Annotated in this window: 19 protein-coding genes and 1 pseudogene; 11 read left to right on the plus strand and 9 right to left on the minus strand. The window is 61.3% G+C overall.

The features are described 5' to 3' along the window. The first annotated feature begins 31 nt into the window (after positions 1-31). On the plus strand, positions 32-1,057 hold the full coding sequence (sohB, locus tag AB7933_RS15110) for a protease SohB (RefSeq protein ID WP_024075067.1): 1,026 nt from the start codon (positions 32-34) through the stop codon (positions 1,055-1,057). Positions 1,058-1,170: 113 nt separating this feature from the next. Here sohB and AB7933_RS15115 read toward each other — a convergent pair whose 3' ends face one another. Continuing rightward, a complete protein-coding gene (locus AB7933_RS15115; protein ID WP_024075068.1) occupies positions 1,171-2,679 on the minus strand; it encodes an MFS transporter in 1,509 nt (502 codons plus the stop codon). A gap of 150 nt (positions 2,680-2,829) precedes the next feature. Between AB7933_RS15115 and AB7933_RS15120 the strand changes: the two genes are divergently transcribed. Then, positions 2,830-3,726 carry a LysR family transcriptional regulator gene (locus AB7933_RS15120; RefSeq protein WP_024075069.1) on the plus strand — a complete coding sequence of 299 codons (897 nt, stop codon included), beginning with the start codon at positions 2,830-2,832 and terminating at the stop codon, positions 3,724-3,726. On the opposite strand, the gene dhaL is transcribed toward AB7933_RS15120, so the two are convergent. The 7 genes from dhaL to AB7933_RS15155 all read right to left on the minus strand — a co-directional run bounded on the left by dhaL (position 3,683) and on the right by AB7933_RS15155 (position 10,953). Next, entirely contained in the window at positions 3,683-4,330 is a 648-nt protein-coding gene (dhaL, locus tag AB7933_RS15125) for a dihydroxyacetone kinase subunit DhaL (protein WP_024075070.1), read from the minus strand. The two genes, AB7933_RS15120 and dhaL, sit on opposite strands and share 44 nt — an antisense overlap. Positions 4,331-4,333: 3 nt before the next feature. Then, a complete protein-coding gene (locus AB7933_RS15130; RefSeq protein WP_024075071.1) occupies positions 4,334-5,335 on the minus strand; it encodes a dihydroxyacetone kinase subunit DhaK in 1,002 nt (333 codons plus the stop codon). A gap of 65 nt (positions 5,336-5,400) precedes the next feature. Then, on the minus strand, positions 5,401-6,516 hold the full coding sequence (locus tag AB7933_RS15135) for an MDR/zinc-dependent alcohol dehydrogenase-like family protein (RefSeq protein WP_024075072.1): 1,116 nt from the start codon (positions 6,514-6,516) through the stop codon (positions 5,401-5,403). Between the two features lie 26 nt (positions 6,517-6,542). Next, entirely contained in the window at positions 6,543-7,298 is a 756-nt protein-coding gene (locus AB7933_RS15140; RefSeq protein WP_024075073.1) for an SDR family oxidoreductase, read from the minus strand. A 149-nt stretch (positions 7,299-7,447) separates the two neighbouring features. Next, positions 7,448-8,455 carry a substrate-binding domain-containing protein gene (locus AB7933_RS15145; RefSeq protein WP_024075074.1) on the minus strand — a complete coding sequence of 336 codons (1,008 nt, stop codon included), beginning with the start codon at positions 8,453-8,455 and terminating at the stop codon, positions 7,448-7,450. 36 nt (positions 8,456-8,491) lie between these two features. Continuing rightward, positions 8,492-9,469 carry an ABC transporter permease gene (locus AB7933_RS15150; protein WP_024075075.1) on the minus strand — a complete coding sequence of 326 codons (978 nt, stop codon included), beginning with the start codon at positions 9,467-9,469 and terminating at the stop codon, positions 8,492-8,494. After that, a complete protein-coding gene (locus tag AB7933_RS15155; RefSeq protein ID WP_024075076.1) occupies positions 9,466-10,953 on the minus strand; it encodes a sugar ABC transporter ATP-binding protein in 1,488 nt (495 codons plus the stop codon). Before AB7933_RS15155 ends, AB7933_RS15150 begins: the two co-directional genes overlap by 4 nt. Before the next feature lie 283 nt (positions 10,954-11,236). On the opposite strand from AB7933_RS15155, the gene rpiB reads away from it, so the two are divergent. The 3 genes from rpiB (at position 11,237) to AB7933_RS15170 (ending at position 14,585) form a co-directional block, all read left to right on the plus strand. Next, complete coding sequence (rpiB, locus tag AB7933_RS15160; protein ID WP_024075077.1) at positions 11,237-11,698, plus strand: ribose 5-phosphate isomerase B; 462 nt, start codon at positions 11,237-11,239, stop codon at positions 11,696-11,698. Between the two features lie 63 nt (positions 11,699-11,761). Continuing rightward, complete coding sequence (locus tag AB7933_RS15165; RefSeq protein ID WP_024075078.1) at positions 11,762-12,742, plus strand: sugar-binding transcriptional regulator; 981 nt, start codon at positions 11,762-11,764, stop codon at positions 12,740-12,742. A gap of 274 nt (positions 12,743-13,016) precedes the next feature. Next, complete coding sequence (locus tag AB7933_RS15170) at positions 13,017-14,585, plus strand: TerC family protein (RefSeq protein ID WP_024075079.1); 1,569 nt, start codon at positions 13,017-13,019, stop codon at positions 14,583-14,585. Between the two features lie 19 nt (positions 14,586-14,604). On the opposite strand, the pseudogene AB7933_RS15175 reads toward AB7933_RS15170, so the two are convergent. Beyond that, a pseudogene (locus AB7933_RS15175) lies at positions 14,605-14,895 on the minus strand (thioredoxin family protein); the annotation flags it as partial. A 450-nt stretch (positions 14,896-15,345) separates the two neighbouring features. Here AB7933_RS15175 and AB7933_RS15180 point away from each other — a divergent pair. From AB7933_RS15180 to AB7933_RS15205, 6 genes are all read left to right on the plus strand, one after another. Beyond that, a complete protein-coding gene (locus AB7933_RS15180; RefSeq protein ID WP_024075081.1) occupies positions 15,346-16,194 on the plus strand; it encodes a transporter substrate-binding domain-containing protein in 849 nt (282 codons plus the stop codon). Positions 16,195-16,246: 52 nt separating this feature from the next. Then, positions 16,247-16,909 (plus strand): amino acid ABC transporter permease, encoded by a 663-nt coding sequence (locus tag AB7933_RS15185; RefSeq protein ID WP_010564617.1) that lies wholly within the window; start codon positions 16,247-16,249, stop codon positions 16,907-16,909. Positions 16,910-16,920: 11 nt separating this feature from the next. Next, positions 16,921-17,583, plus strand: a complete 663-nt coding sequence (locus tag AB7933_RS15190) for an amino acid ABC transporter permease (RefSeq protein ID WP_024075082.1) — start codon at positions 16,921-16,923, stop codon at positions 17,581-17,583. Continuing rightward, positions 17,580-18,362: an amino acid ABC transporter ATP-binding protein gene (locus AB7933_RS15195; RefSeq protein WP_024075083.1), complete on the plus strand. Its 783-nt coding sequence runs from the start codon at positions 17,580-17,582 to the stop codon at positions 18,360-18,362. Before AB7933_RS15190 ends, AB7933_RS15195 begins: the two co-directional genes overlap by 4 nt. A gap of 26 nt (positions 18,363-18,388) precedes the next feature. After that, on the plus strand, positions 18,389-18,778 hold the full coding sequence (locus AB7933_RS15200; protein ID WP_010210958.1) for a RidA family protein: 390 nt from the start codon (positions 18,389-18,391) through the stop codon (positions 18,776-18,778). A 277-nt stretch (positions 18,779-19,055) separates the two neighbouring features. Next, the gene (locus tag AB7933_RS15205) at positions 19,056-19,820 is read left to right on the plus strand and encodes an IclR family transcriptional regulator (RefSeq protein ID WP_024075084.1); all 765 of its coding nucleotides are present in this window, start codon (positions 19,056-19,058) and stop codon (positions 19,818-19,820) included. Position 19,821: the final 1 nt, after the last annotated feature.

Raw genomic sequence — 19,821 nt, forward strand, 5'->3', positions numbered from 1 at the left:
CGCCTGGCGCAGTGCATTTTTAAGGAGACACATGGATTTTCTGGCTGAATACGCAAGCTTTCTGGCGAAGACCGTCACCCTGGTGGTCGCGATCCTGGTGGTACTGATCAGCTTCGCGGCACTGCGCAGCAAAGGCCGTCGCAAGTCCGCCGGCCAGTTGCACGTCAGCAAACTGAATGATTTCTACAAGGGGTTGCGTGAGCGCCTGGAGTCGACCCTGCTCGACAAGGACCAGCTCAAAGCCCTGCGCAAGTCCGAAAGCAAAGCCGAAAAGAAGAAGGGCAAGAAGGCCCCTGAGGCCAAGCCACGGGTATTCGTGCTGGATTTCGACGGCGACATCAAGGCCTCGGCCACCGAGAGCCTGCGCCATGAAATCACCGCATTGCTGAGCCTGGCCACGCCCAAGGACGAAGTGGTACTGCGCCTGGAAAGCGGCGGCGGCATGGTACACAGCTACGGCCTGGCGTCGTCGCAACTGGCGCGGATTCGCCAGGCGGGCGTGCCGTTGACCGTGTGCATCGACAAGGTTGCGGCCAGCGGCGGCTACATGATGGCGTGCATCGGCGAGAAGATCATCAGCGCACCGTTTGCCATCCTTGGCTCCATCGGTGTGGTGGCGCAGTTGCCCAACGTCAACCGCCTGCTGAAAAAGCACGACATAGACTTTGAAGTACTGACCGCCGGCGAATACAAGCGCACCCTCACCGTGTTTGGCGAAAACACCGAGAAGGGCCGCGAGAAGTTCCAGGAAGACCTGGACATCACCCATCAGTTGTTCAAGAACTTCGTGTCGCGCTATCGCCCGCAACTGGCGATTGATGAAGTGGCGACCGGAGAGGTGTGGCTGGGTGTTGCCGCGCTCGACAAGCAGTTGGTCGACGAGCTGCAAACCAGCGACGAATACCTGGCGACCAAGGCCAAGACGGCCGAGGTGTTCCACTTGCACTACGCCGAGCGCAAGAGCCTGCAAGAACGCGTCGGCCTGGCCGCCAGCGGCTCGGTGGACCGTGTGCTGCTGACCTGGTGGAACCGCCTGACCCAACAACGGTTCTGGTAAGCCTCTTAGGGGATAGGTAATACCTGTGGGAGGGGGCTTGCCCCCGATGGCGGTGGTTCAGTCACAGTTGCATTTACTGACACACCCTCATCGGCGGCAAGCCCCTCCCACATTCAGTTCGGTGTGGGTATCGGCTTGCGCATCAACCTTCCTACCACCAGCGCCCCGAGCAGCCCCAATAACCCTGCCACCCACAACACCTTGCTGAACCCACCCACAAACGCCTGCCGCGCCAGCGGTTGCACCGCCGCCCGTGCCGCCTCCGGCAACCGGCCCAACGCCGCTGACATATCCCCGGCCACCACCCGTGAAGCAATGTCGGCTGCCTGGCCTTGCCACTGTGCGTCGAGGCTGGCGCGCAACAACTGTTCGCTATGGCTGTTCAACAGCGCCCCGTACACGCCGATCGCCAGCATGATCGCGCTGAACCGCATGGTGGTGCTCATGCCCGAGGCCATCCCCGCGCGATCCCTCGGTACGCAGGCCATGATGTTTTTCTGTGTGTCGCCATTGAGGAACCCTGCTCCCGCGCCGGTGACCGCAATGGCCAGGGCGAAGGGCAGGTAGCCGCCCACATTCACCGCCCACGCGCTCAACAGGTTGCCGCTGCCGACCAGCGTCAAGCCGGCCGCCATCATCGTCGCCGGCGCAAGGCGGCCTGCCAGGCGCGCACCGATGCGTGGGCAAATCAGCATGGTCAGGGCAAATGGCAACATGCCCAGGCCCGAGGCAATGGCGGAGAACCCCAGGCCGTTTTGCAGGTAAAACGGTAGCAGCGTCATCATCACCTGGGCGCAGCCGGCATAGGCGAACATGCCCAGCAAGGCGCCAATAAAGCGCGGGTGACGCAGCAGTTGCAGGTCGACCATCGGCCGCCGCTGCACGCGCTCGACCCACACAAACACGCCCAGCAACAGTGCGCCAGCGCTCAGGCGCGCAAAGGTCAGCGGATTGTCCCAGCCGATGCGGTTGGCCTCGATCAAACCCCAGATCAAGCACAGCAGGCTGGCACTGAAGGCCAGGCTGCCCCATGGGTCGAGCCGTGCCGACTGGGTGTCGCGAGATTCCGGGATGGCACGCAGCACCAAGGCCATCAGCCCCAGGCCCACGGGCAGGTTCAGGTAGAAGATCCAGCGCCAGCCCAAGTACTCGGTGATCAGCCCGCCGAGGGTCGGCGCGGCGGTCATCGCCACGCCCATGCACGCCCCCCAGAACGCCCAGGCCTTGGCGCGTTCTCCTTCATCGTGGAACGTGTGGCCGATGGACGCCAGGGCCGAGGTCAGCAACAGCGCCGCGCCGACGCCTTTCAGTGCGCGGGCGATATCGAGGAACAGCGCGTTGGGTGCGGCGCCGCAGCCGAGGGAGGCCAGGATGAAAATGCCCAGGCCCCAGACCAGGGTTTTCTTGCGCCCGAAACGGTCGGCAACGCTGCCTGCCGGCAACAAGAGGGCGGCGAAAGCCAGCATATAGGCGCTGACCACCCACTCGATATCGGCAAAGTTCGCCCCCAGGTCACGGGCGATGCTCGGCAGGGTCACGGCGACGATATTGGTGTCGAGCACGATCAGCGAACAGACGCCAGAGGCGGTCAGTAACGTGAGGCGCTGGCTGGCCGGTTTCATAATGAAATTACCTTACGGGTAATATGCAAATAGCAGTTGACGGGCATCGCAAGGTCTCTCTAGTGTTGATCTGCTGCAAGCTTATCTGCGCCACGCAATGGTCTTGTTAGCCGTTGTGGAGAACTTTGTTACCTTTGAGCTAATCCTGTGATGGAAATACGCCACTTTCGCTACTTCCTGGCGGTTGCCCGGCAGCGCAATTTCACCCGCGCCGCCGAGCAACTGGGCATCGCGCCACCGACGTTGAGCCGGCAGATCCAGGACATGGAAACCAGCCTGGGCACGCGCCTGTTCATTCGCCGGCAGCGCGAAGTGAGCCTGACCGAGGCCGGTTCCGCCTTACTGGGCGAGGCCGAAGCCACCGTGCGCCAGTTCGAATTTGCCCAGCGCAACGCCCAGCGTGCCGGGCGTGGGGAGATCGGCCACCTCGAGTTGGGTTACGTCGCTTCGGCGGTGTATTCGGGGTTATTGCAGCGGCAAATGCAGGCGTTCAGCCAAACGTTTCCCGATGTGAGCGTGAATGTGCGCGAATGCCCCATGGCCACCTTGCCAAGTGCGGTGGCCGATGGACGCTATGACATTGGCTATATCCGCTCGCCGATGACCCTGCCCGAAGGGGTCGAGGCGGTGCGCCTGGACAGTGAGGGCTTTGTGTTGGCGCTGCCCCAGGCTTCCTGGCTGCTGGGGCTCAAGGCCATCGGCTGTGAACACCTGCAAAACGAGACGTTTATCCTGCCGGAGCAGATCAGCGGCACCTTGCAAGTGGCGGCGCAAGGCGGCTACGCGCCGCGCCTGGGGCCACAGCCCGGTGGGTTGGTTGCGGTGTTGGCGTTAGTGTCGTTGGGCCAGGGTGTCGCGGTGGTGCCGACATCGGTGATGGGGCATGTGAGTTTGCCGGGCGTGGTGTACCGCAGCATCCAGGGCAGTGATGCGTCGTCGTGGCTGTCATTGATTCACCGGCGCTTTGAGCAGGCGCCGGCGGTGGCGCGGTATGTCCAGCAGGTCAAGCACTCAGTCGCGGCTGCACCGAGTCCGCCAGGCGCGTAAGGATCAGGCAGCACGACACCGCCCCGGCATCCAGCACGCCCAGTGAGCGCTCGCCCAAGCGACTGGCGCGGCCGATCTTCGCCACCAGGTCCTTGGTCGAATCGCGCCCTTGGGACGCGGCGGCTTTCATTGCCTCGAGCGCATCGTTGAAGGACGACCCCGCGGCATGCGCCTGCTCGAACGCTTCGACCGCCGGGATCAAGGTGTCCATCAGGCATTTGTCGCCCACGCCGGCTTCAGTGATGTCCTGCAACGAGGTCAGGCCGCCGCGCAGCAAGTGGGCGAAGGTGGCCGCGTCAATCTCTTCACAGCCGCGCACTTCGTCGGCCATGCCGATAAACAGGCTGCCGTACAGCGGCCCCATGGAGCCGCCAATCCCTTCCATCAGGCTCAGGGTCAATTCATCCAGTGCTTCGGCCAGGCTCAGTTGGCGACCTTCGATCGTGCGCCCGCAATGGGCAAAGCCCTTGGCCATATTGATGCCGTGGTCGCCATCGCCAATGGCGCCGTCGACTGCGCTGAGGTATTCACGGTTGGCCACGATCACACTGACCAGGTCGGTGACGATGGCGCTGCCATCGCGGGTGGAAAAATGCTGGCTCATGGTTCACTCCGCCTGGGTCATGCCGATGGAGCGGCAGGGTTGGTCGATCAGGGTTTTCAGCTCGGCGTCGAGGCCGAGCAGGGTCAGGGTCACGCCCATCATTTCCAGGGAGGTGAAGTAGTTGCCCACGTAGCAACGGTGGATCTTCAAGCCCTTGGCCGTGAGTTGGCGTTCCACCTCGGCGTAGAAAATGTACAACTCCATCACCGGCGTGGCGCCAAGACCGGAGACCAGCACCACCACACTGTCGTCCTGGCTGAAATCGCGGTCGGCGAGGATCGGCGCGAGCATGCGTTCGGCCATGGCGGCGGCGGATGCGATGGGGATCACTTCGATGCCCGGCTCACCGTGATGGCCGATGCCCAGTTCCATCTGGCCGTCGGGGATCTGGAAGTTCGGCTTGCCCACGGCGGCAATGGTGCACGGCGTGAGGCCGATGCCAATGGAGCGGCAATGGTCGACGGCTTTTTGTGCGACGCGGATCACCCCGTCCAGGTCGTAATGCTGGGCGGCTGCGGCCCCGCCGATCTTCCACATGAAGATTTCCCCGGCCACGCCGCGCCGCTTGGCAATCTCAGCCTTGGGCGCAGAGGCGACGTCGTCGTTGGCGACCACGGTACGGATGCGCATGTCTTTGCTGGCGGCCATTTTCATCGCCAGCTTCACGTTCATGTTGTCGCCGGCATAGTTGCCGTACAGGCAGGCCACGCCCGCGCCGTGGTCGGCGGCGCGGAAGGCATCGAAGAAACTTTTGGCGGTCGGTGAGGAAAAAATCTCACCGACAGCCACGGCGTCGACCAGGCCGGGCCCGACGTAGCCGAGGAAGGCCGGCTCATGGCCCGAGCCGCCGCCCGTGACAATGCCGACGCGGCCTTGCGCCGAAGGCCTGGCTTTGACGATGACCCGTGGATTGGTTTCGTATTGACGCAACTGCGGGTGCGCGACGAGGATGCCGCGCAGCATGTCCTCTACCACTTGGTCTGGATCGTTGATGACTCGATTCATAACGCGGGTTCCTGTGTTCTTGTTCTATGGATTCACAGCCATTCAGTGTGGGAGGTGTGATGTGCCTAAGGTTGCAGTACAACTTTGAGCGACTTGTCGCCACGCTCCATCACCGCAAACGCCTCCTTGAAATCCGCCAGGGCGAACGTGTGGGTCACCACGTCACGCATGTCGATCTTGCGGCTGCCGATAAAGTCGATGGCCCTCGGGTACATATACGGCCCCAGGTGCGAGCCGAGTACATCGAGTTCCTTGCGGTCGCCAATAATCGACCAATCCACCGTGGCCTCGTCGTTGAACACGCTGAACTCAACGAAGCGCCCGAGTTTGCGCAGCATCGCCAGGCCCTGGTTGACGGCCTTGTGATGACCGGTGGCCTCGATATAGATGTCGCAGCCGTAGCCCTCGGTGATCTCGCGGATCTTCGCCAGCACGTCCACCTCGGCGGGGTTCCATACTTCGTCGGCGCCCATGCGTAGGGCGAGGGCGGCGCGTTCGGGTTTCATGTCCAGCACGATCAGCTTTTTCGGGTTGCGCATGCGCACCGCGCCGATGATGCCCAGGCCCAGGGTGCCGGCGCCGGCAACCACCACCACGTCATCGAAATCCACGTTGGCGCGCTCGGCCGCATGCAGCGAGCAGGCCAGCGGTTCGATCAGGATGGCTTCGTCCGGTGCTATCGAATCCGGCACTTTATGGATGATGCCTTCCTTGGTGAAGATCATGTATTGGGCCATGGCCCCCTGCACGTTGTTCTGGAAGCCATACAGGTCATGCTTCTGGCACATCCAGTACTGGCCGTGATTACAGAAACGGCAACCCCAGCACGGCACGATCTGCTCGGAGATCACCCGGTCGCCGACCTTCACTCCGCGTTTCTCTGCGCCGGGGCCGAGGGCGACCACGCGACAGACGAACTCATGCCCGGGAATCATCGGTGGTTTCACATAGCGCGGTTGCTCGGCATCGCCCCAGAATGACGGTGCGCCGCGGTAGGTCTTGATGTCGCCCATGCAAATACCGCACAGCTCGACCTTAGTGAGGATTTCCTCGGGGCCGGGGGTGGGCACCTCGACCGTTTCCAGGCGATAGTCTTCCGGGCCATGGCAGACCACGGCCTGCATGGTTTTCGGGATGCTCGGGGAGAGTTGTTCAGGTGTGCGTTCGATGACGGTGGACATGACAAAACCTCACGACAAAAAATGAATTACTGAATGCTGTAGCCGCCGTCGATCACCATGTTCGCGCCGGTGATCATCTGGGCGGCGTCGCTGAGCAGGTACAACGCCAGCCCGGCGATTTCTTCCGGCTGGGCAAAGCGGCCCGCCGGGATCTGCAATTTGGCCTGCTCACCCACTTCTCCGGCCCACGCCTTCTTGCCCAGGGCGGTCTCGACGATGGTGGGGGAGATGGCGTTGACGGAGATGTGCGGTGCCCATTCCATGGCCAGCACCTTGGTCATGCCGACGATGGCTGCCTTGCTCGCGCAGTAGGCGACATGACGATCCAGGCCGATTACGGCGGCCTGGGAGGCGAGGTTGACGATACGCCCGCGGCCTTGGGCGAGCATGTGCCTGGCGCAGGCCTGGGCCACGAAGAAGCTGGCCTTGAGGTTGATGTCCAGGGTGGTGTCCCAGGCGCTTTCGCTGACATCGACAGCCTTGTCCAGCAGGACGACACCCGCGCTGTTGATCAGGTAGTCCAGGCGCTGGAAGCGTTCGACGACCTGGTCGATGGTGTGTTGCACCTCGCCGATCCGGCTGAGGTCGACGGCAATGCCCAGGTGCCCGGCACCGAGGCTGGCGGCGACGTCGACCACCGCCGGGTCGCGATCCAGCAATGCTACGCGGGCACCACGCTCCACCAGCAGGTTGGCACAGGCCAGGCCGATCCCGGCGGCACCACCGGTGATCACCGCGCAACGGCCGCTGAGGTCGAAGGCTTGGTTCCAGAATCCAGACATGCATGACTCCATTTTTGAATAGGGTGGAGATCAACGTGTGGGAGGGGGCTTGCTCCCGATGGCGGTGTGTCAGTCACCTGATCTACCACTGTTACACCGCCATCGGGAGCAAGCTCCCTCCCACATTTGACAGTATTTCAAGTCAATAACTACTTGCCGCCGCTGACTTGCTTGTACAGCGCATCGGCGTTGGCGTTAGTCACTGGCACCCACGGCAGGATGTAGGTCTTGGCGGTGCCATCACCCCATTTCACGTCCTTGGCATAGCGCTCCCAGATCACCGACTGCGGCTTGTAGTCCTTGCCGGCAAGCGCACGCAGGGCCACGTCCAAGGCGCCTTGGGACTGGGCCTGGGCGTCCTGCAGGAAGGTGGTGACTTCGTCTTTCTTCGCGGCCTGGATCGCATCCGGCATGCCGTCGATGGAGGTGACGGGTACGTCCTTGGAGGTCAAGCCATGGGACTTCAGGGCCTGTACGGCGCCGAGGGCCATGTCGTCGTTCTGCGCGATCACGCCGTTGATGCCTTTGGGGTGAGCGTTGAGCCAGTCTTCAGTCAGTGCCAGGGCCTGGGCGCGGTCCCAGTTGGCGGTCTTTTTCTCGATGATCTTGATGTCGGGGTGTTTGCCCAGCACTTCCAGCTCGCCTTTTTCCCGGTCGATCTGCGCCGACTGGCCAATCGGCCCCTGGATGATCACCACGTTGCCCTTGCCGTTGAGCTTGTCGACCATGGCCTGGGCCTGCAGGCGGCCGCCTTCCACATCATCGTTACCCACGTAAGGGACGGCGGCATCGGCTACTTTCGTATTGGAGGCGATGACCACTACGTCGTTGCTCATGGCCTGTTTCACCGTACCGACGCCGGCCTTGGTGTCGATCGGCACGAACAGGATGGCGTCGTAGTGCTGGGTCACCATGTTTTCGATCTGGTTGTTCTGGGTCAGGGCATCGTAGTTGCCGTCGAATACGGTCAACTGCACGGTGCCATCCTTGACGGCCGGGTGCTCCTTGAGCTCGCGGACCCAGTTTTGCATGAACTGGCCCTTGAGCCCGTAGACAGCAGCGCCGACCTTGTAGGTCTTGCCATCGGCGGCCAGGGCGATACTGCTGGCGAGCAGGGAGAGCGCCGCGACCGCGGCGAAAGGCATACCAATTTTCATGAGTTGAACTCCGTTATTGTTGTAGTGGTTCGTTCTCTAGCGTTTTTTCTTGCGCCACACGTCGATCAGTACTGCAAACACGATGATCAGGCCCTTGGCGACCTGCTGGTAATACGAGGACACGCCGAGCAGGTTGAGCCCGTTGTTGATCACGCCGATCAACAGCGCGCCGAACAGCGTGCCGACAATGCTGCCAGTGCCGCCGGACAGGCTGGTGCCACCGATCACCACTGCGGCAATCGCGTCCAGCTCATAGGAAACCCCGGCCTGGGGCAGGGCAGAGGTCGTGCGTGCCGACAGCACCACGCCGGCCAGGCCGGCGAGCAGGCCCGAGACCACGTACACCGAAAACATCACTTTGCGCACGCCAATGCCGGAGGTGCGCGCGCTCTTTTCATTGCCGCCCACGGCGTACACATAGCGGCCGTAGGTGGTGTAGCGCAGCACCATCCAGAAGATCAGCGCGACCACCGCGAAGATGATGATCGGCACGCCAATCGGGCCGATCTTGCCGATGCCCAGGGCGAGGTAGGCGTCGGGCAGGTCGGTGATCGGGCTGCCGTCATTGAGGATGAACGTCATGCCTCGCGCCACGCTGAGCATGCCGAGGGTGGCCACGAACGGCGGGATCGACAGGTTGGCGACCATGAAGCCATTCACCACGCCGAGCATCGCCCCGGCGAACATCCCGGCGCTCACCGCCGCCAGCAGGCCGTAGCCTTGGGTTGCGACCATCGCGCTGCACAGCCCGGCAAACGCCAGGATCGAGCCCACGGACAGGTCAATGCCTTTGGTCAGGATCACGTAGGTCATGCCCACGGCAAGGATGCCGTTGATGGAGGTCTGGCGCAGGATGTCCATCCAGTTGCGCCAGGTCATGAAGTATTCGCTGGAAAACGCCATCACCACGCACAGCAGGATAAACACCAGCGGCAAGCCGAAGCGGTCGAGGGTCAGGCGCAGGTGGCTGCGTGGCGCGGCAGTGATGGGGGCGGCTATGGTTTTGGCATTCATGAGGCAAGACTCAACAAGGCTTCCTGGGAAAGGGCGGTGTCGGTGCTGATGGTCACCAGCCGGCCGCCTTTGAATACAGCGATGCGATCACTCAGGTGCAGCAGTTCCGGGGCCTCCGACGACACCACGATGGCGGCGCCGCCGGCGCGCACGAACTGGTCGAGCAGGTGGTAGATCTCCTGCTTGGCGCCTTCGTCGATGCCGCGAGTGGGTTCGTCGCACAGCAGGCACACCGGTTCGGTCGACAGGCACTTGGCGAGCACCACCTTCTGCTGGTTACCGCCGCTCATGGAGGCCACCGGCAGTTCCAGGGAGGTGGTCTTGATCTGCAGGCGCTTGACCATGTCCTGGGCCAGTTGGGTTTCCTTGCGTGCGTTGATCAGTGACCAGCTCGACAGGCGCTTGTAGGCCGACAGTGCAATGTTGGAAAGAATGCTGGAACTGAGCACCAGGCCGCTGTCCTTGCGGTCTTCGGTGACTAGTGACATGCCCGCGTTGATCGTCGCCTTGGGCAGCCCGATCGGCAGGGGCTTGCCTTGCAGGGTGACGCTGCCGGAATCGGCGACCGTCAGCCCATAGATGCAATTGAGGAACTCGCTGCGCCCTGACCCCATCAGGCCATAGATGCCGAGGATTTCACCCTGGCGCAGTTGCAGGCTGATGTCATGGAATTCGCCGGCGCGGCTCAGGTTGTCGACTTGCAGGCAGGTGTCGGCGGCACATTCGCGGCCGACCTTGTGGTCGATGCGTACCAGCTCCTGGCCGACGATGCCGCGTACCAGGTGCTGTCGGTCAATATCGGCCATGCGCCCACTTTCGACAAAGGCGCCGTCGCGGAAGATGCTGTAGTCATCGGCGATCTGCGCCAGCTCGCTCAACCGGTGCGACACATACACGATGCCGGCGCCACGCGCGGTAAGGCGGCGGATCGCCTTGAACAGGGTTTCGGCTTCGCGTTCGCCGATGGCCGAGGTGGGCTCGTCCATGATCATCACCTGGCAGTCATGGCTGAACGCCTTGGCGATTTCCACCAATTGGACTTGCGCGACGCTGAGGCGATGCATGGGGCTGGTGGCCTCGACGTCGAATTCCAGGCTGTCCAGCAGTTCGCGGGTGCGCCGGTTCAGGGCCTTGCTGTCGACGATGCAGCCGGCACGGCGCGGTTCGCGGCCCAGCCAGATGTTTTCGGCAACGGTCATGTAGGGGATGGGTTCCAGCTCCTGGGTGATCATCGCGATCCCTGCCGCGAGGGCTTCACTCGGGCGATTGAACTGCACCGGGGTGCCATTGAGCAGGATGGTGCCGGCGTCGCGCGGGGTGATGCCCATCAGGATGCTCAGGAAAGTCGACTTGCCTGCGCCATTACCGCCGCACAGGGCGTGGACGCTACCGGACCGCAGAGAGAGGCGCCCGTCACGCAGGGCGGGAACCCCGGCGTAAGCCTTGGCGACGTGTTCAGCCTGGAGCAGTAATGGCGTAGCCATCGGCGTGTCCTCGTGCTGTGAATTCTTATTAGGTCGCACAGTCATGTTTCGCTGTGATCATATGTGTATCAAATGAAATTCTGATCAGTCAATATCTTTCATGTAAAAGCGCTGATTCTCATCTTTAGCCTAAATAATGGCTTTTTAGGCAGCTTTGACTGGCGAGTCAGTTAAAACATGCTTGACAGAAAGGGTGTGATGTCAGAGAAATGACTGAGCAAAATTTCACTGGCTGATCATATGATCGGTCATCAGTACGATCACGGCAGCGGAGCCAGACGCCATGAACACACCTTTTCCGGTGGCTATCGGATGCGATGAAGCGGGTTTTGAACTCAAGGAGTTGTTAAAGCGCCATATCGAAGCGCTGGGTTACCCGGTGACCGACTTCGGCACCCATTCCATCGCGCCGGTGCTGTACCCGGACATCGCCCTGGCGGTGGCCACCGCGATCAATGCCGGGCAACAGCGCCTGGGCGTACTGGTGTGCGGTACCGGGATCGGCATGGCGATTTCCGCCAACAAGGTGTTGGGCATTCGTGCGGCCCAGGCCCATGACACCTATTCGGCCGAGCGTGCACGCAAGAGCAACGATGCGCAGATCCTGTCCATCGGCGCACGGGTGATCGGCGCCGAGCTGGCGAAAAGCATCGTCAAGTCGTTCCTGGAGTCGGAGTTCGAAGCGGCACGTTCCGGGGCCAAGGTCGAGCGCATCAATGCGATCGAGCGCGATGGGCATCAGTAGTGGACGTGACGGGGCAAGAGTCGGGAGAATGCGCCTTTGACGCCGAAACGGAAGCCCGTCCCCATGAGTGACAGCACCCAGCGTATTGCCAGCGATATCGATCAGATGACCGAAGTGGCGATGCTCTATTACCTCGAGAACGTCACTCAGGAAGCGATTGCCAAGCGCCTCGACCTGTCCCGCGCAAAAGTCAGTCGCTTGCTCAAGCGCGCGCGGGATGAGGGGATTGTCGAGGTGCGCGTGTTGCAGCACCCGGCGATGAACAGCGAGCTGGAGCGAGCGCTGGTGGAACGCTTCAAGCTCGACCGGGCCTTGATCGCCGTCGACCACAGCGACCCCGACACCCAGCGCTCGGCGGTTGCCAGCCTGGTGGCCAATTACCTGAACAAAACCCTGAGCGACGGCATGATCGTCGCCGTGGGCATGGGGCGCAACGTGGGAGCGGTGGCCGATAATGTATTTTTACCGGTGACGCGCAATTGCACATTTGTCTGCGCCATCGGCGGTTCGCTCAAGGCTGGCGAATATATGAACCCGGACCATATCTGCCGGCGCCTGGCCCTGCGCTTTGGCGGCGAGAGTGAAAGTCTGTATGCCCCGGCCCTGGTGGCCAACCCGGAACTGCGCGGCGTGCTGATCAATAACGACACGGTGCGCTCGACCCTGGATCGAGCGCGGCGGGCCGATATTGCATTGATTGGCATCGGCGATATGAGCGAAAACAGCAATATGGTGCGCATGGGCTGGTTCTCGCCCCAGGAGATCGCGCAGGCGCGGTTGTCCGGTACGGTGGGCGACATGATGGGCTATGACTTTATCGATATTCATGGCCAGCCGGCGGTCAACGCCATTCAAGGGCGAGTGATCGGGTTGACGGTGCAGGAGTTGTTCCGGATTCCGGATGTGGTCGCGATCGCGAGTGAGAACACCAAGGCGGCGGCGACGCTGGGCGCGTTGCGGTCGGGGGTGATCAATACGTTGGCGACTACGGTGACGAATGCCCACACCATCCTGGCGTTGGATGATGCGACCAGAAAGTCCTGATTCAACACAGGTCAAAATGTGGGAGGGGGGACAGGTTTTGTAATAGTTTTGTGTTGTGGGAAATTTGTATTTCAATTGTAGGATTCAAGTCCTTTTGTGACTTCAGGACTTGCATGAACACCCTCTCGGAGCCCCCCAGTCGTCTTTCCCCAAGACAACCGCTGCCGCTGTTCCCTTTCAAGCACCCCGTATTTCGATTGCTAACCGTGTTCCGGTCCACCGACCGCGCTTTGCCGTGCCCGGCATCCTGACATCTAGATAGAGACTTTAATAAATGGAATGGTTAGCGGATCCAACGGCCTGGCTCGGCCTGTTGACCTTGATTGTGCTGGAACTGGTGCTGGGCATCGACAACCTGGTGTTTATCGCGATCCTGGCGGACAAGCTGCCGCCGGAGCAGCGCGACCGTGCGCGGTTGATCGGTTTGTCCTTGGCGCTACTGATGCGCCTGGGCTTGCTGGCGAGTATTTCCTGGCTGGTGACGCTCACCCAGCCGCTGTTTGAGGTGTTCGACAAGAGCTTCTCCGGGCGTGACCTGATCATGCTGTTTGGTGGTGTGTTCCTGTTGTTCAAGGCCACCATGGAATTGCATGAGCGCCTGGAAGGGCATATGGCGCAGCGCACGGGGAATGTGGCCTATGCGATGTTCTGGCCGATCGTGGCGCAGATCGTCGTCCTCGACGCGGTGTTCTCCCTCGACGCGGTGATCACTGCAGTCGGCATGGTGGATGAGCTGGCGGTGATGATGATCGCGGTGATCATTTCCATCGGCTTGATGATCGTCGCGAGCAAACCGTTGACCCGTTTCGTCAACGCGCACCCGACGGTGATCATGCTGTGCCTGGGCTTTTTGATGATGATCGGTTTCGCCCTGACCGCCGAAGGCCTGGGCTTCCACATTCCCAAAGGCTACCTGTACGCGGCCATTGGTTTTTCGATCCTGATCGAGGTGTTCAACCAGATTGCCCGGGCCCGGCGCAAGAAGTCGGCGCAGGGTGCGTTGCCGGTGCGTGAGCGTACGGCCCATGCGGTGATGCGCTTGCTGGGCGGGCGCAGCCTGGCGGTGGAGGAGGTGGGCGAAGACGTGGCTGACCTGCTGGGTGAGCCGGATGCCAGCCAGGGCCCGTTGTTTGATCGGCGCGAGCGCGTGATGATCAGTGGTGTGCTGCAGTTGGCCGAACGGCCGATCCGCACCTTGATGACGCCGCGGGCCAAGGTCGACTTTATCGACTTGGCGGATGATCCAGACACGATTCGCCTGAAATTGATGCATTCGTCCTATTCGCGGCTGCCGTTGATCCGCGACGGTGCCGTTGATGAGCCCTTAGGCTTTGTGCACAAGAAGGAATTGCTCAAGGAATACCTGGCCGGCAACGAGCCGAACCTGGAGCACCTGGCTCGCCGGGCGATCAACCTGCTGGAGAGCTTTTCGATCCTCAACGCCCTGGAGCAGATGCGTCAGGAGTCGACCCACATCGCCTTCGTGATCAACGAATTTGGTGACTTCATGGGGGTGCTGAGCATGACCGACATCCTCGAATCCATCGCCGGTGAATTGCCGGACGCGAGTGAAATCGAGGGGCCGGACATCGTCGCGCAGGGGGATGGCTTCTGCGTCAACGGTGCCTTGAACCTCAACCAGATTCGTCAGCGCACCGGCTTCAATGCTGCGGCGACCGAGGATTACCAGACCCTGGCCGGTCTGGTAATGAGTCTGCTCGACCGCCTGCCGATGGTGGGCGATAGCCTGGAGCATGCGGGCTGGCGCCTGACGGTGGCGACGGTGGAGGAGCGGCGGGTGACGCAGGTGCTCTTGCGCCCTTGCGACGGGCATAGCGCTTGAAGGTGTCCTCGAGAAACTGCGCTTGCTGGTCTTCGGGGCCAAAGCCTTTGAACTTTTCCATCAGCGTGCCGTTGAGGAAGATCAGCAGCGTCGGGGTGCCCGTAACGTCGGGGTGCCTCGGCGTCTTGGCGCAATCGAGCACCAGGCTGACAACGGAGGGGTACTTGCCAGCGATCAGCTCAAATAATGGCCCTGAGCACGCACAGGCTGGGCAGTGATCGGAAACAAACAGCATGAATACCGGGCGCGAGGTGCTCAACGCGCGCCGGTAATCCTTGGCATTGGCGATGGTTGCGGTGGCAATCCCCATGAGGGCCTCCCTTTGGATGATGCGGGTTTTTGCCAACGCTACGACCAGGAATCAGTGTCGTCTACTGTCAACCTTCACAGGTAGCCAGGGGGGCAAGCGTCGTCCGCACGCTCCCCCCCATTTGCGCGCCTGGTCGGCGGTGATGTGCCAACGCTGGTCACAGCGCGGTGGTTTTCCCATGATTGAAACGTGCCCGGTGTTGGTGCGCGGTAACACCGTTGTGGCGCATGTGCAGGGGACCGTCGCGGTCGGATGGGGCCCTGGGTAGCAAGCTGATCAGCTGCTGGCGTAACGCCGTTAGCCAGAAGGCTGTTTATCCGTCTGATTTATAAACCATTTATTCCCCGCATATTTTTCCGTTACTGCCTGTGGCACACTTTCTGCTGTCTATTCCGTTGTTACATACTAAGTTCCGGTATAGCGGAATACACAACTCCTGGAGTGCTTGTCATGCATCACCGACCTTCCGTGTTTAAAGCGTGTGTTTTTCTTTTCGCCGCATCGGCATCCCTCGCAGGCCTCGTGCAGGCGGCGGACAGCAAGCTCGATAACGTGCTCAAGCGTGGGCACCTGATCGTGGGTACAGGCAGTACCAATGCGCCGTGGCACTTCCAGGGAGCGGATGGCAAGTTGCAGGGGTTTGATATTGATATTGGCCGCATCGTGGCCAAGGGGCTGTTCAACGACCCGAGCAAGGTCGAGTTTGTGGTGCAGTCGTCCGACGCCCGGATTCCCAACCTGCTGACCGACAAGGTCGACATGAGTTGCCAGTTCATTACCGTCACCGCCAGCCGCGCGCAGCAAGTGGCCTTTACCTTGCCGTACTACCGCGAAGGCGTGGGCCTGCTGCTGCCCAACAACAGCAAGTACAAGGAAATCGAAGACCTGCAAGCCGCCGGCGATGGCGTCACCGTGGCGGTGTTGCAAAACGTCTACGCCGAAGAACTGGTGCACCAGGCACTGCCCAAGGCCAAGGTCGACCAGTACGACAGCGTCGACCTGATGTACCAGGCCGTGAACTCCGGTCGCGCCGATGCCGCCGCCACCGACCAGTCTTCGGTCAAATACCTGATGGTGCAGAACCCTGGCCGCTATCGCAGCCCGGCCTATGCCTGGAGCCCGCAGACCTATGCGTGCGCGGTCAAGCGTGGCGACCAGGACTGGCTGAACTTCGTCAACACCGCGCTGCATGAAGCCATGACCGGTGTGGAGTTCCCCACCTACAAGGCTTCGTTCAAGCAGTGGTTCGGTGTGGACCTGCCAGAACCTGCCATTGGTTTCCCCGTCGAGTTCAAGTGATTCGTGAAAACCGGGGCGCCGCGCCTGGCGCCCCCATCAGGTACCGTTGACCATGAACTATCAGTTGAACTTTGCCGCCGTGTGGCGTGATTTCGACACCTTGCTCGCGGGGTTGTGGCTGGGCCTTGAGCTGGCACTGCTGTCGATCGCCATCGGCTGCGTGATCGGCCTGTTGATGGCGTTTGCCATGCTGTCCAGGCACCGGGCGTTGCGTATCCTCGCCTCGGTGTACGTGACGGTAGTACGCAACACGCCGATCCTGGTGCTGATCCTGTTGATCTACTTCGCCTTGCCCAGCCTGGGCATCCGCTTGGACAAGATCCCCTCGTTCATCATTACCTTGTCGCTGTACGCCGGTGCTTACCTGACCGAAGTGTTCCGTGCCGGGTTGTTGAATATTCCCAAGGGGTTGCGTGAAGCCGGGCTGGCGATTGGCCTGGGCGAGTGGCGAATCCGTGCCTACATCACCGTGCCAGTGATGCTGCGCAACGTGCTGCCCGCGCTGTCCAACAACTTTATCTCGCTGTTCAAGGACACCTCACTGGCGGCCGCGATCGCGGTGCCGGAGCTGACCTATTACGCCCGCAAGATCAACGTCGAAAGCTACCGGGTGATTGAAACCTGGCTGGTCACGACCGCGCTCTATGTGGCTGCCTGTTACCTCATTGCCATGCTGCTCCGTTACCTGGAACAGCGTCTGGCGATCCGTCGTTAAGGAAGGTTTCCATGTACGAATCCCCCAGCTGGTTGCATGAGTTGTGGATCGCCCGGGACACCCTCTGGGCGGGTTTCCAGACCAGTGTGTACGTGTCGGCGCTGGCAATTATCTTCGGCACCCTGATCGGCATCGTCGCCGGGTTGATCCTGACCTACGGCAAATTCTGGATGCGGGTGCCGTTTCGCGTGTATGTCGACTTGATCCGTGGCACGCCGGTGTTTGTGCTGGTGCTGGCGTGTTTCTACATGCTGCCGGCGCTCGGCTGGCAAATCACCGCGTTCCAGGCCGGTGCCGTCGGGTTGACGCTGTTCTGCGGTTCCCACGTCTCGGAAATCGTGCGCGGCGCGCTGCAAGCCATTCCCCGTGGGCAACTGGAAGCGGGCAAGGCGATTGGCCTGACGTTCTACCAGTCCCTGGGCTACGTGCTGTTGCCCCAGGCGCTGCGGCAGATCCTGCCGACCTGGGTCAATTCCTCCACGGAAATCGTCAAGGCCTCGACCCTGTTGTCGGTGATCGGCGTGGCCGAACTGCTGTTGAGTACCCAGCAGGTGATCGCGCGCACCTTCATGACCCTGGAGTTCTACCTGTTCGCAGGCTTTATGTTCTTTGTCATCAACTACGCCATCGAGTTATTCGGGCGCTACATTGAAAAGCGGGTGGCCTTGCCATGAACCAACCTCAAACAACCGAACCGCTGCTGAACATTCGCGGCCTGCGTAAACAATACGGGCAGGTCGAAGTGCTCAAGGGCGTCGACCTGTCCATGCAGCGCGGCAACGTGGTGACGTTGATCGGCTCCAGCGGCTCGGGCAAGACCACGTTGTTGCGTTGCGTCAACCTGCTGGAAGAATTCCAGGGCGGGCAGATTACCCTCGACGGTGAGTCCATCGGCTACAGCGAAATCGCCGGCAAGCGTGTGCGTCACCCGGAACGGGTGATTGCCCAGCACCGCGCGATGACCGGCATGGCGTTCCAGCAGTTCAACCTGTTCCCGCACCTGACCGCGTTGCAGAACGTCACCCTTGGCCTGCTCAAGGTCAAGAAGATGGGTAAGGACGAAGCGGTGGCCCTGGCCGAAAAATGGCTGGATCGCGTTGGCTTGCTGGAACGCCGCAATCACTTTCCCGGTCAGCTCTCAGGCGGCCAGCAGCAGCGTGTGGCGATCGCCCGCGCGATTGCGATGAACCCGAGCCTGATGCTGTTCGACGAAGTCACTTCGGCCCTCGACCCGGAATTGGTGGGCGAGGTGCTGAGTGTGATCAAGGGCCTGGCGGAGGAGGGCATGACCATGTTGCTGGTCACCCACGAAATGCGCTTTGCCTATGAGGTGTCGGACAAGATCGTCTTCATGAACCAGGGGCGTATTGAAGAGCAGGGCTCGGCGAAGGACATCTTCGAACGGCCGCAATCGCCGCGCCTGGCGGAATTTCTGAAAAACATTCGTTTTTAAATGGTCAGTCAGCAGGAGAAACAGTTATGAGCATTACTCGTTACGGCGCCGGCAGCACCGCCGGCGGTGGTCAGCCGCGTCCTTTCGCCCGCGCGGTGGAAGCGGACGGCTGGCTCTACGTCTCGGGCCAGGTGCCAGCGGTGGACGGTGAAATCATCACGGGCGGGATCATCGAGCAAACCCGGCAGACCATGCGCAACGTGGTGGCGATCCTTGAAGAAGCCGGCTACGAATTGAAAGACGTGGTACGGGTGGGCGTGTGGCTGGAAGACCCCCGGGACTTCTGGAGTTTCAACAAAGTGTTCGGCGAATACTTCACCCCCGAACACGCCCCGGCGCGGGCCTGTGTGCAGGCCAACATGATGGTTGATTGCAAGGTCGAGATTGATTGCGTGGCCTACAAGAAAAAAGGCTAAATTGCCCCACTCTTGAGACCACAGGAAATCCAATGTGGGAGGGGGGGCAAGCCCTAATGCCGTTCAGTTAAGCGTACATCGCCTTCTGTAGGAGCGAGCTTGCTCGCGAAAAACGTCAACGATAACGCGTGTTTCCTGAATGAACGCGGCGCCTGTGAGTTTTTCGCGAGCAAGCTCGCTCCTACAAAAAAGCCTTAACTGAACGGCATTAGGGCTTGCCCCCCTCCCACAATGGACCTGCGCCAGCCCCACCCTTTCGACCGGATCGAAAATTGCCATGACCGAAGACACCATCAAACGTCGCGCCAAAGGCCTGGACCGTGCGTTCGATATCCTCGACTTTCTCAAGGAAATCGGGCAGCCCCTGCGCCCGAATGATATTGCCAACGGTATCGGCAGCCCCAAGTCCACTGTCTACGAACTGGTCGCGTCCTTGCTGGAACGGCGCATTCTCGAAACCGTGGGCAAGGACGGTCACGTCTACCTCGGCCGCCAGTTGTACTTTCTCGGCCAGGCGCATTTGCGTCATTTCGACCTGACCCGCGAGGCTGACCACGCCTTGCAGGAGATCGTCAGCCAGACCCACGAAACCGCGCAGATGTGCCTGCTCAACGGGCGTAAATACACGGTGGCGCTGATGCGCGAAGGCGAGCGGCATTTCCGTATTTCTTCGGATATCGGTGAGAACGCGCCGATCCCGTGGACCGCGTCCGGGCGCCTGCTGCTGGGGCACTTGAGCGATCAGCAGATCGTCGACCTGATCGACCCTGAGGATTTCATCCTGCCGGACGGCCAGCGCCTGCCGCTGGAGACCTTCCTCGCACAAATCCGCCAGGCCACGGTCGATGGCTTCTTTTCCTTCGACAGTGTGGCCGACACCTTCACCCATTGTTTTGCCGCCCCGGTTCGGGACGCGCAAGGCATCAGCATTGCGACCTTGTGCATCGTCGCCCCGAGGGCCGATGCCAGCAATCATTACAACGACTATCGCCGGGTGTTGATCGAAAGCGCCAACAACCTGGCCCGTCGCATCAACGAATAGG

This window comes from Pseudomonas gorinensis, assembly GCF_042015035.1.
GTDB lineage: Bacteria > Pseudomonadota > Gammaproteobacteria > Pseudomonadales > Pseudomonadaceae > Aquipseudomonas > Aquipseudomonas gorinensis.